We start from the raw sequence: 11,332 nt of genomic DNA, 5'->3' as shown, positions 1-11,332 counted from the left end.
GGTCCACGTCGTGCCGCTCGGCGTGCCCGCCTGCGTGTCGCAGGAGGCCGGAACCGACGGCGCGCTGCTCGGGCCGGAGTCGCTGTGGGCGCTCGTGCCCCGCCGCGATCCCTCCGCGCACAAGGGAACGTTCGGCCACCTGCTCGCGATCGCGGGATCGGCGGGCAAGGCGGGCGCGGCGGTCATGTGCGGCCGCGCCGCGATGCGCGCGGGCACGGGGCTCGTCACGATCGCGACGGCCGGCGACGCGCGGGCCGCGGTCGAGGAGCAGTGCGTCGAGGCGATGGTCGAGACGGCGATGGCGTCGGCCGACGCCGCGCTCTCGGAGGGCGAGAGGCGGAGGCTTGACGCGCTGCTCGCCGGGAAGACCGCGGTCGCGATCGGCCCCGGCCTCTCCACGGGAACGGGCGCGACCGAGGCCGTGCTGCACCTCGTCGGCACGCTCGCCCTGCCCGCGGTCGTCGACGCGGACGGCCTGAACGCGCTCGCCGCCGCGCCCGAAGGCTTCAAACCCGGCGGGGCGCCGCTCGTGCTCACCCCGCACCCGGGCGAGATGGCGCGGCTGCTCGGCGTCGCGAACGCGGACGTGCAGGAGGATCGCATCGGCGCGGCGCGCAGGGCGGCGAAGAAGTACGCCGCGGTCGTGATCCTGAAGGGCGCGCGCTCCGTGGTCGCGGACGCGGGCGGCGCGGCGTTCGTCAACCCGACCGGCAACCCGGGCATGGCGTCGGGCGGCATGGGCGACGCGCTCACCGGCATCGTCGGCGGCCTGCTCGCGCAGGGGCTCCCGGCGCTCGACGCGGCGAAGCTCGGCACCTACCTCCACGGCCTCGCGGGCGACCTCGCGGCCGAGGAGATCGGCGGCGAGGCGGGCCTCGTCTGCTCCGATCTCATCGACGCGATCCCGAAGGCAATCACTTCGCTGGTTTAGTTTCCTTGAGCGGCAGCAGTTCCGGCGCGGCCTCGACGAGCCGGATCAATTTCTCCCTCTCGGCGGTCAGAGCCAGCTCCTCGCTCGTCGGCGGCTCCTTCGACGGCTCCTGCTCGATCAACCCCGGCGCCAGATCCAACGCCAATCCACGCACCGCGATCGCCGTCGCGATCTCGCCACGGCAGACCGTGACGCACCAAACGTTTTTCGGCATACTCGCCAGTATGAAGAACACACCCGATGTCGACGAGAAGCGGCTTGCGGAGATCGCGCGGCGTCGACTCGCCGCGCTGCATGGCAAGGCGCGGAAGGCGTCCGCTCCGCCTCGGCGGCGGCCCTCATGAAATCGAGGGTCACGTTCGCGCTCGCGACTCTGCTCATCCTCGTCCTCGCGCCCGGTTGCAGCCTGTTCAAGGTCCAGGGCACCGGGTTCGTGAAGGCGAGCTACAACGGCGAGACGCTCGTCGACAAGCAGGTGAAGTTCGACAGCCTCGAGGAGCTGCCCGGGGCCATGCGGGAGCTCGGCGGCGCGATGGCGCAGACGACGGAGCTGCTCGTCGAGAGGCTCGTCGAGGCGCCGCCCCCCGGCGAGGTGAGGCTCGCGGACATCGAACCGTCGCTCGCGCAGTTCGAGAACGACCCCTCCGTGAACTTCCTCAACGCAGGGAGGTCTGCCGAGCGGCCGGTGAGCTTCAAGTACGTGCGGATCGGGGTGCCGTCGTATGACCTGTTCTTCCAGCGGTCGGCCGAGCTGTACGCGCTCATGTACCAGACCAAGCAGACGATCTTCAACCTGCGGACCCTCGCGGCCGCGCGGGCGGGCCAGTCCCAGCTCCCGACGGGACCTGTGAAGTCGGCCGTGGACGCGGCGCTCTCGACCCAGCTCTCCCCCGCCGGCGCGCAGGTCGACTACAAGCTGCGCAACCTCGCGACCGTCGCGACGACCATCGCCCGGGCCGCGCGGAGCACCGTCACCACCGTGCAGGAGTTGATCGCGGCGGGGCAGCAGCTGATCACCGCCGCGCCCTCTTCGATCATGAACCCCAAGACCGTCCTCCACCTCGACCTCATCGTCAAAGGGCTCGGGCAGAGCCTGCAGATGGTCGGAGAATCCGGAAGGATGCTGTGCGAGATGATCCCGGAGCTCACCGGGTTCTGAGCTCAGTCGTGCGATGACTCGTACCAGAGCCCGTTCTGGCCCTGCACCATGCGCAGCGAGTCGCTCGCGCGGTACGGGTTGTGCGGATCCTGCTTCGGCGCCTCGGGGTCGTCCTTGACCGCCGCGGGATCGCCCGTGCCCCGGTGCACGAACTGCAGGGTGGGCGGGTAGGTGTCGACCGACGGGAACCTGTACGCGACCTTGTCCCGCTCGATGATCTTGTAGCGCCGCACGGTGTAGCCCGGCACGCCGAGCTGGGTCGTGACCTCCCGCCCCCGCGCGAGGTGCGGATCGTCGATCGTCCGCGTCTGGAACGGCACGGTGCCTATCACCTTGCGCAGCAGCGTGACCGTGAACGGCCGCTCCACCGCGCGGAGCTCCACGCGCGCGACGCCGCTCTCGACCGTGTAGTGGATGACGACCGGGAACGCGAACGGGTTGCGCAGCTTGAGATCGACGGAGGGGTACACGACCGTGGCGTCGAGCCCCATCTTGATGTACGAGCTCGGCCGCGAGTGCGGCTGCCGCTCCTCGATCACGAGCCCGCCGAAGAACGCCGCGGCGTGCAGCGTCGACGCCACCTGGCACGTCCCCCCGCCCATCCCCTCGACGAGCGCGCCGCCGGCGATCACCGGCGCGAACCGGAAGCCGCGCGCCTCGATCCTATCGCCCACGGCGTCGTTGAACGAGAAGATCTTGCCCGGCAGGAGCACCTGGCCGTCGAGCAGCGACGCGCCGAGCCGGACGTTGTGCGTCCGGTCCTGATCCTTGAGCTGGCGCGAGTACGGCGTCTCGTAGAACCCCGCGACCTCGCCGACCTCGATCCCCTCGAGATCGCCGCGCAAGACCGCGGCCCCGACCTCGGTCACGGCCATCTCGACGCGAGAGGCGCCGTCTGCGAGCGCGCGATCGAGCCTGTCGAGCGTGGTGTAGACGTCGAGGGCCCGGCCGCCCTCCTCCTCCACCACGCGCCCCTTCGAGAAGTCGAACCGCGCGTTCCTCGGCTTGCGGTCGATCATCTCCTTGATCGCGACGAGCGACTCCACCGCCGCCCCGGAGACCAGGGAGACGGGGAGCTCCACGGAGGCGACGCCCGGGGTCTTCGCCTCGGCGCGGTTGTAGCGGACGAGCGGGCTCCCGGCGCGCGCCCCGTCCACGAGGATGCGGCTCAACGAGTCGAGGTCCACCTCGGCGCCGAGCGCGGCCCAGGTCGTCGTGCTCTCCACGCCCGGGCCGGCGAGGGTCACCTCGGCCTGGAGCCTCGCGCGCGCGGCCCGGACGAGCGCCTCGGGCCGCGGGTCGCCGGGAGCGAGCGCGACGCCGCCGACGCGGATCTCGTCGAGCGGCCGCGCGGATCCCTTCCACGGTTCGACGATCACGAGGCCGGCCCCGGCGCCGAACGCGACGATCAGGGCGACGAACACGACATCGTGGAACCGCGGGTACCACGGCTTCGCCGCGAGCCCCTCGAACGCGGCCCACGGCCCGAAGAAGCGGCGGATCAGTCTCTTCATGCGCAACCACATGCCTGCCACGGGCGTACCGGTCGGCTCCGTTCCTTGTCAAGAACCGGCGACGACGAGGGAGCGCGACCTTTTCGGCGAGCCGAGGTATCCTCACCGAGGAGGTGTCGACATGACGCGCGCCGTCCTCTTCATCCTCGCCCTGACGCTCGCGCTGCCGGCGTGCCGCGGGTGCGGTGACGGGGCGACACCCGTGACCCCGCAGGCGGCGGAGGGCTCGGCGCCCGATCGCGGCGCGCTCCCGGACGCGCAGGTCGCGTGCCCGGTGTGCGGCCTCGAGTTCAACGGGAGGGAGTCGGTCGCGACGCGGGTCCACGGGGGGAAGACCTACTACTTCCTGCTCGAGGATCACGCCCGGGCGTTCGCGGCGAGCCCGGAAGCGTACCTCGACCGTGCAAAACCATGACCTCCGCCTCATGATCGCGAAGCACCGCTTGTGACGTAGGTCATAGACCCTGCGGGCGAACGGCGGGATGGGCTTGTGCAGGGATCGTCGTGGGACATACACTCACTGCGCCCAACCCGAAAGGAACCCTCCATGCCTAAGACGAAAATGACCAAGGAAGAACTGATTGCGAAAGCCGAGCGCCCGGCAGCCGAGGCGATGCGGCTCCACCCCTTCTACAAGGGCAAGATCGAGGTCGTTCCCAAGTGCTGCATCCGCGAACTGAACGACTTCGCCATCTGGTACACGCCCGGCGTCGCCGCGTCGTGCAAGGCGATCCAGAAGGACCCCGCGCTGGTCTTCGAGCACACGGCAAAAGGGAACCTGATCGCGGTCGTGTCCGACGGCACGCGCGTCCTCGGGCTCGGCAACATCGGCCCTGAGGCCGGCCTCCCGGTGATGGAGGGCAAGGCGATCCTCTTCAAGTACCTCGGCGGCGTCGACGCGGTGCCGCTGTGCATCGAGGCCCACGAGCCGCAGCAGATCATCGACTTCGTGAAGGCGATCCAGCCCACGTTCGGCGGGATCAACCCCGAGGACATCGAGAAGCCGAAGTGCTTCGAGGTGCTCGACACGCTGCGCAAGGAGGCGCGCATCCCGGTGTGGCACGACGATCAGCAGGGCACGGCCGCGGTGACGCTCGCCGGCCTCATCAACGCGGTGAAGATCGTCGGAAAGCCGATCGGCAAGGTGAAGATCGGCATGCTCGGCGTGGGCGCGGCGAACCAGCGGATCGCGATCATGCTCGCCAAGGCGGGTGTGGATCCGTCGCTCACCTTCATGTGCGACACGGTCGGCATCATGCACAAGGGCCGAACGGACCTGAAGAGCGACAAGTACAAATGGGAGATCGTCCAGATCACGAACGGCGAGCAGCGGACCGGCGGACCGGCGGAGACGTTCGAGGGCGTGGACGTGATGATCGCGCTTTCGAAGCCCGGCCCGGACACCATCAAGCCGGCGTGGATCAAGTCGATGAACAAGGACGCCATCGTCTTCACGTGCGCAAACCCGATTCCGGAGATCTGGCCGTGGGACGCGAAGGAAGCCGGCGCGCGCATCGTGGCGACGGGCCGCTCGGACTTCGACAACCAGGTGAACAACTCGCTCGGCTTCCCCGGGATCTTCCGCGGCACGCTCGACGTCATGGCCACGACGATCACGGACGAGATGTGCATCGCCGCCGCACGCGAGCTCGCGAAGGTCGCCGAGGACATGGGCATGCGCGAGGACCGCCTGCTGCCGACCATGGACGACTGGGTCGTATTCCCGCGCGAGGCGGTCGCCGTCGGCCAGAAGGCGATCGAGCAGGGCGTCGCGCAGCTCAAGCTCACGCCGGGCCAGGCGTTCGAGAAGGCCGAGACGATGATCCGGCGCGCCCGCGCCGAGATGGACATGCGCCAGGAGAAGGGGTTCGTAAAGCTGCCGGACTGAGCGGGGGAGAAGGGACGGAAGGGACCGAAGAGACGAAAGAGACGACGGCGGCGGTTTGCGCTAGTCTCGTCGAATGAAACTCCGTGGCATCCCTTCGCTCCTCCTCCTCGCGGCGCTCGCCTCGCCGCTGTCCGCTTCCGCCGACCCGGCGTTCGACATCTGCGACGATCTCGGGAACACCGTCCCGTTCGGGATCTCGAGCTTCTCGGTCGCCGGCGACTGGCTCGTCGAGGCGCACGACACGCACGGCGTCGAGTGGGGCTTCGTGTACCTCTACCTCGTGCCGCCTGATCCGGCCGCGCTCGACGACTACGAGTGGTTCATCGGCGAGAAGCACGCGGTCGCGACCTCGGTCGGCGCGCTGCCGGTGTTCACGTTCTACCAGCTCCTCATCCTCGGCCAGGACGCGGGCGTGACCGGGGATACGGAGGCCGAGATCGTGCGGCAGGTGCTCGCGGATCCCGCGCTCATGCGCACGTACTTCGACAACTTCGTCTTCGTGCTCGAGACGCTCGCGGCGCTCGATCCGCCGTCGCTCCTCCACGTCGAGCCGGACTCGTTCGGCTTCATGATGTGGGCCATGGGGGTCGAGGGGAACGCCGACGCGACGTCGATCGACGTCCAGGTCGCCGGCTCCGGACACCCGGATCTCGGCGCGTTCGCGGACAACGCGAGCGGCCTCGGCCACGCGCTCCTCGCCCTGCGCGACCTGCACGCGCCGTCGGTCCGCCTCGGGTGGCACGCGTCGAACTTCCGCGTCGGCCAGTTCCCGGAGGTGGTGACCGGTTTCTACGGCGGCATGGGCGAGTGGGACGTCCTCGTGGGCGAGCACCCGCACCTCGAGCCGGACGAGGCCGCGTGGTGGGAGCCCTGGGATGACGCGGCGCTCGAGACGAACCTCGCGTGGTTCGACGAGGTGACGGCGGCCGCGGGCGTGCCGATCCTCCTGTGGCAGCTGCCGATCGGGACCGTCGACTGGCACCTGCTCGGCGATGCGGACGATCTCTCGACGGTCGAGCGCTTCGCAGAGGCGGGCGTCGCGGGCTTCCTGTTCGAGCACCAGGACTTCACCGGCGCGGGCGATCCGGATCTGTTCCGCGCCAGCGGCGATCTCGGCGCCGAGCCCCCGGACTCGTCTGCGGCCGGCGGGACCGCCGCGACGCTGCGCGACCGGCTGGTCGACTACACGGGCGCCCCGCTCGAATGGCCGGACGGCGGCCTCTGCGAGAGCGACGGCGGCACCGAGATCGAGCTCGACGGCTCGGCCGATGGGTGCAACTGCTCGGCGGCGGGCGGCGGCGTCACGGAGTCGTTGTTGCGATTGATCTTGTAACCCCTACGTCAGAGCCCCTTCGCCTTGCGCCACGCCTGGTTCGTCATGAGGGTGTACTTGCGGAACCACTCCATCCGGCTCGCGACGAGCTCTGCGTCGGGCGGGAGCCCGGCGGCCTCGCCCTTCACCGCGGCGTACCTCTCCCAGTACGCGCGCTCCATCGCCTCCCACCTGTCGAGGCTCTCGACCGGCTCGTTCGCCCAACCGGACGCGCGCCGCCTTCGATCGACCCCGATCCGGAACCGCTCGATCTCGTACCGCAGCGGCAGTGCGGCCTCGGCCGCGATCGCGTCCGGCGCGCCCGCGAAGAAGATCGCCACCGCGGTCTCGGGCATGATCTGGTTGACCGCGTGGCAGAACGGGCACGTCAGGGAGACGGACTCGTGGGGGACGGGGATGTCGAGCTCGGCGCGGCAGTACATGCACTCCACGGCCTTGCCGAGCAGCGCCTCGGCCCGCGGGCGCAGCCGCTTGTAGAACACGCCGTTCATGCGCGCCTCGAAGGCAGCCCAGGCCTCGTCGATGCCGAGGAGGTAGTCCTGCTTCGAATCGAGCCCGGCGTCGAGGAAGCCGCCCGCGTCGGCCTCCTCGAACTTCGGCTCGACCGCCTGCTCCCAGGTGTCGTCGACCTTCTTCTTCAGCTCCTCGAAGCGGAACCTGAGCCCCTGGAGCGCGTTGCCGAGCGGCATCGGATCGTCGGGGTAGGCACCGATGAGCTCCGCGAGCCCCTCCTCGGCCTCGGCGAGGATCTCGTTCTTCCGCTCCTCGATCTTGGACAGGAACCCCTGCCACCTCTCCCAGAGGCCCTTCTGCGTGGAGTTCATCTGAATCCCCCATCCTCCTCGGGGCGGCGGAACACGTCGCCGCCGCAGTACGCGCACTTGAAGTCGCGCGGCGTCTGCTGGGGCGCGCCGCAGCTCGTGCACAGCACCAGGAACCGCCGCTCCCACTTCACGTCCTTGAAGGGCGAGTCCTCGACGTTGGCGGTCGCGTTGGCGAACAGGTTGCCGAGCCTGGAGGGCTTGCGCGGCTTGCCCTCCGCCTGCTTGGCGTCGAGCGCCGTCTTGGAGAGCCGATCCCACGCGTCGTTGAGCCGCGCGGCGGGCACGGTCGCGGCGAGCCCGTCGAGCTCCTTCGCCGCGGCGAGGACGAGGGCGTTCACGCGCGCCCCCACCTCGGCCGGACCGGCCTCGGCTCGAACCGCCGCGATCTCACGAACGAACGCCGCCTCGACCTCGTCGATGTCCCTGGCCATTTTCCACCGCGCCCGCTTCTAGAACTTGATGTCGTCGTCGCTGCCGAGCGACTCGCCGTACTTCTTCTCGTACTGCTCGCACTTCTTGTTGTAGACGTCGAACCGCGGGATGTCGGCCATCAGCTGCGTCATCCACCAGGTGCTCGCGGCGGACCAGTCGGCGGCGACCATGTTGAAGTGCTTCTTGAGCAGCGCGTTGACGTCCTTGCCGCTCTTCGACCACGCGCTCATGGCGCCCTGGATCTCGCAGACCTTGTCGAACGGCATCGGCTCGGCGCCCCCCGCCGCGCTGCCGTTCCAGTTGGTGGCGCTCGCGGCCTGCGCCGCCGCGCCGAACTGTCCCTGCCCCGAGCCCATGAACGCCTTGCTGTAGATCTGCGTGATCGTGAACGTCGTGTCCTTGGACATCCGGTCGTTCCAGGTCTTCGACGCGCGCTCCCAGGTCGGGAAGTCCAGCTTGTGCTGCGCGAGCAGCTGCATGAGCTCCGGCTGCTTCATCCCCTGGGCCAGCCGCGCCGAGATCTCCGCGTACAGCTCGACCGTGACGCCCTCCACCGGCGCGAGCAGCTCGGGGTTCGCCGCGGCGACCTGCGCCGATTCCGCGTCGCGGATCCGGGCGTCGGCGCGCATCACGGCGTTCATGTACTGCTGGCTGTCGATGATCGCGTCGCCGACGTTCGGCCCCTGGGGCGTCGCGAAGTGCTTCAGGATCGTGGCGTTCACGTAGAAGAACTGACCCACGCACTCGTAGCCGAAGCCCAGGAGCTTCGTCTCGCCCTCGAGCGGATCGCCCTGGCGCGCCGTGTCGAACACGCGCTGGTGCATGCAGAACTCCTCGAGACGCTTCTCCTGCGGGAGCTTCGCGAGCGGACCCCACACGTCCTTCCACGACGCGCGCGGCACGTCGGTGTCGACGCGATCGACCCACTGGGTCTCGCCGTCCTCCTCGACGAGATCCGCGCCCGGCGTCTTCTTGATGATCTTGGCGTCGTCGCTCTCGCCGTGGACGCTGATGTCCTCCTCGCCCTCCACGTCCCCCGTCCCCTGCAGCGCCTTCTTGCGCAGCGCCTCGGCCGCCGCTCGCGGATCCTCGGCCTCGTCCCCGCCGAACAGTTTCTTGAAGAAGCCCATGATGCCCCCTTTCTTCGTCCTTGAGACGGTGTTGAGCGGCGATTATTACCCGACTTCGGGCCGGAAGTAACGGCCCAAGGATGCCCTTCGACAACCAGCGGATTTCTACAGCACGGCGAGGGCGGCGTCGTAGTCCGGCTCCTGCGCGATCTCCGGGACCTGCTCAGTGTAGACGACGCGGTTCTCCTCGTCGAGCGCGATCACGGCGCGGGAGCAGAGCCCCTGGAGCGGGCCGTTCGCGATCTCGAGCCCGTAGTCCCTGGCGAAGGTCGAGCGGAAGCACGACAGCGTCACGGCGCGCTCGATCCCCTCGGCGCCGCAGAACCGCTTCTGCGCGAACGGCAGATCGGCCGAGACGTTGAGAACGGTAACGCCAGGCTTGCCGGCCGCGCGCTCGTTGAACGCCCGCACCGAGAGTGCGCACACCGGCGTGTCCAGGCTCGGGAAGACGTTGAGCACCTTCTTCCCGGAGAACTGCGAGAGGTGCGAGGGTGCGAGATCCAGCCCGACGAGCGTGAACTCCGGCGCGATCGTCCCCTTTTTCGGGAGCTCGCCGCTGGTGTCGAACGGGTTCCCCTTGAGCGTGATTCGAGCCATGCGTATCTCCTTTCCCGGGCGGACACGTCGGTCCGCCCCTACTCGCCTTTGGAGGTGAACTGGTCGTCGCGGTTCTTGAACAGGACGTTGAAGGTCGTCAGCGAGCCGTAGCACTTCGTGATGTAGCCCTGCAGCTCGACCTTGTCCGCCTCGCTCAGCTTCTCGTGACCGTTGACCTTGGCCTCGAGCACGCGCAGGCGATCCCGGAGCATCACGATCTTGTGGAAGAAGGTCTCGATCGGGATCTCCTTCGGCTGGTTCTCGGGGTTCTCGGGCTTGATCACGAGCGCCCCGCCCTGCCAACGGCTCCCCATCTCCGGGTACCCGTAGAGCGTCTCCTCCTCGAGCAACTCCCGCAGCACCTGCTTCAGCCCGTCTCGGTCCATCGTGATCTCCCCTCCCGTGTCGCCCTCGACAGGCGCGCCGAGCGTCGCCCGCCGCCGCTCCTCCCGGTCGACCGGATCCTCGCCCCCGCGCCTCGCCCGCCGCGGGTCCGGCTTGCCCTTGTCGACCGGGCGCACCTTCCCCACCCGCGAGTCGCGCACGGTGAACACGTGGCAGTACGGCAGGCTCGCCGGCAGCTCGCCAAGCTCCGGGCGCTTCATGCACAGGCCGCGCACGCTCCCCGTCTCGTCCTTGGCCTCCTTGTAGAACGCCTTGCAGTCGCCGCAGGTCGGGGCCGGGAGCTCGTTCGATTCGGTCATGACGCGGGAATATACCAGCTTCGGGCGCGGCGATCGATGCTCGCGTCACTCATCAACGTGGAGCACCGTCTCCTCTTCCGCGCAGCGGCCGTCCCGGCAGGCCGCCTCGACGACGCGGATCGCGTTTGTCGGTTCGTAGTAGTGGAAGGCGCCGCAGCGGTCGAGGTGGGCGCGCGAGCGGGCGTCGATGGCCTCGCGATCCGCGGCGTTCACCACCACGTCGAACTCCTTCACGAACGAGCCGGGGTTCGTCGCGGTGGCGCACTCCGCATCCGCAGCGCACGGCTTCGCCTGCGACTGCTCGATGGCGTCCATGATCGCGAGCCGCTCGGCCTTGCAGTCGGCGCTTTCGGCGGAGGCCGCCGGCGGCGACTTGACCGCATCCGCCATCGTTTTCGGCGCGGGGGCCGCGCCGCACGCAGCGAGCAACAATACCATCGCGGCCGCCAACGGCGTGTTCGTTGGTGATAGTGCCATGCCCGCAGTCTAGATCGGCGCGGCGCCTTCCTCCAGCCCGCGCGGATCCCGCGCGGGAAGATCGGGGCGGAATGGACTCAATGGACGGAATGGACGAAGTGGACGGCAGGGGAAGGAAAAGCTCTACGCGTTCGCCTTCTTGAAGTCGGCCATGAAGGCGGCGAGCTGGGTCGCGCCCTCGACCGGCATGGCGTTGTACATCGACGCGCGGCAGCCGCCGACCGAGCGGTGGCCCTTGAGCCCCGAGAAGCCCTTCTTGCCGGCCTCGTCGAGGAACTTCTTCTCGAGGTCCTCGGTCGGGAGCCGCCAGACGACGTTCATGCGCGAGCGCGAGGCCTCTTGA

At 69.2% G+C, this 11,332-nt stretch carries 14 protein-coding genes; 5 read left to right on the top strand and 9 right to left on the bottom strand.

The genetic code is table 11. The features are described from left to right. Positions 1 to 931 (top strand): NAD(P)H-hydrate dehydratase (locus M0R80_28590; protein MCK9463597.1); only part of this gene is annotated, 931 nt, incomplete at its 5' end. Here the strand turns inward: M0R80_28590 and M0R80_28585 are convergent. After that, complete coding sequence (locus M0R80_28585; protein ID MCK9463596.1) at positions 915 to 1,145, bottom strand: hypothetical protein; 231 nt, start codon at positions 1,143 to 1,145, stop codon at positions 915 to 917. The two genes, M0R80_28590 and M0R80_28585, sit on opposite strands and share 17 nt — an antisense overlap. A gap of 126 nt (positions 1,146 to 1,271) precedes the next feature. On the opposite strand from M0R80_28585, the gene M0R80_28580 reads away from it, so the two are divergent. Then, positions 1,272 to 2,090 carry a hypothetical protein gene (locus tag M0R80_28580; GenBank protein ID MCK9463595.1) on the top strand — a complete coding sequence of 273 codons (819 nt, stop codon included), beginning with the start codon at positions 1,272 to 1,274 and terminating at the stop codon, positions 2,088 to 2,090. Positions 2,091 to 2,092: 2 nt separating this feature from the next. On the opposite strand, the gene M0R80_28575 is transcribed toward M0R80_28580, so the two are convergent. Continuing rightward, the gene (locus M0R80_28575) at positions 2,093 to 3,604 is read right to left on the bottom strand and encodes a VanW family protein (GenBank protein ID MCK9463594.1); all 1,512 of its coding nucleotides are present in this window, start codon (positions 3,602 to 3,604) and stop codon (positions 2,093 to 2,095) included. 121 nt (positions 3,605 to 3,725) lie between these two features. Here M0R80_28575 and M0R80_28570 point away from each other — a divergent pair, with 121 nt between their 5' ends. From M0R80_28570 to M0R80_28560, 3 genes are all read left to right on the top strand, one after another. Further along, a complete protein-coding gene (locus tag M0R80_28570) occupies positions 3,726 to 4,019 on the top strand; it encodes a hypothetical protein (GenBank protein MCK9463593.1) in 294 nt (97 codons plus the stop codon). Positions 4,020 to 4,151: 132 nt separating this feature from the next. After that, positions 4,152 to 5,492 carry an NADP-dependent malic enzyme gene (locus tag M0R80_28565; protein ID MCK9463592.1) on the top strand — a complete coding sequence of 447 codons (1,341 nt, stop codon included), beginning with the start codon at positions 4,152 to 4,154 and terminating at the stop codon, positions 5,490 to 5,492. Positions 5,493 to 5,565: 73 nt separating this feature from the next. Then, positions 5,566 to 6,825, top strand: a complete 1,260-nt coding sequence (locus tag M0R80_28560; GenBank protein ID MCK9463591.1) for a hypothetical protein — start codon at positions 5,566 to 5,568, stop codon at positions 6,823 to 6,825. Between the two features lie 8 nt (positions 6,826 to 6,833). Here the strand turns inward: M0R80_28560 and M0R80_28555 are convergent, their stop codons facing one another. The 7 genes from M0R80_28555 to M0R80_28525 form a co-directional block, all read right to left on the bottom strand. Then, positions 6,834 to 7,649, bottom strand: a complete 816-nt coding sequence (locus tag M0R80_28555; GenBank protein ID MCK9463590.1) for a hypothetical protein — start codon at positions 7,647 to 7,649, stop codon at positions 6,834 to 6,836. Continuing rightward, positions 7,646 to 8,080: a hypothetical protein gene (locus M0R80_28550; GenBank protein MCK9463589.1), complete on the bottom strand. Its 435-nt coding sequence runs from the start codon at positions 8,078 to 8,080 to the stop codon at positions 7,646 to 7,648. Before M0R80_28550 ends, M0R80_28555 begins: the two co-directional genes overlap by 4 nt. An 18-nt stretch (positions 8,081 to 8,098) precedes the next feature. Further along, on the bottom strand, positions 8,099 to 9,211 hold the full coding sequence (locus M0R80_28545) for a hypothetical protein (protein MCK9463588.1): 1,113 nt from the start codon (positions 9,209 to 9,211) through the stop codon (positions 8,099 to 8,101). A 105-nt stretch (positions 9,212 to 9,316) separates the two neighbouring features. Further along, on the bottom strand, positions 9,317 to 9,808 hold the full coding sequence (tpx, locus tag M0R80_28540) for a thiol peroxidase (GenBank protein MCK9463587.1): 492 nt from the start codon (positions 9,806 to 9,808) through the stop codon (positions 9,317 to 9,319). Between the two features lie 38 nt (positions 9,809 to 9,846). Then, the gene (locus M0R80_28535; protein MCK9463586.1) at positions 9,847 to 10,512 is read right to left on the bottom strand and encodes a hypothetical protein; all 666 of its coding nucleotides are present in this window, start codon (positions 10,510 to 10,512) and stop codon (positions 9,847 to 9,849) included. Between the two features lie 45 nt (positions 10,513 to 10,557). Continuing rightward, positions 10,558 to 10,989 carry a hypothetical protein gene (locus M0R80_28530; GenBank protein ID MCK9463585.1) on the bottom strand — a complete coding sequence of 144 codons (432 nt, stop codon included), beginning with the start codon at positions 10,987 to 10,989 and terminating at the stop codon, positions 10,558 to 10,560. A 123-nt stretch (positions 10,990 to 11,112) separates the two neighbouring features. Further along, positions 11,113 to 11,332: 3-phosphoserine/phosphohydroxythreonine transaminase (locus M0R80_28525; protein MCK9463584.1), on the bottom strand; the 220-nt coding region annotated here is incomplete at its 5' end.

It is taken from the genome of Pseudomonadota bacterium (assembly GCA_023229365.1).
Taxonomy (GTDB): Bacteria; Myxococcota_A; Polyangia; order JAAYKL01; family JAAYKL01; genus JALNZK01.
Note: the sequence above shows the minus strand (reverse complement) of the source record. Positions and strands in the feature narration are given on the sequence as shown.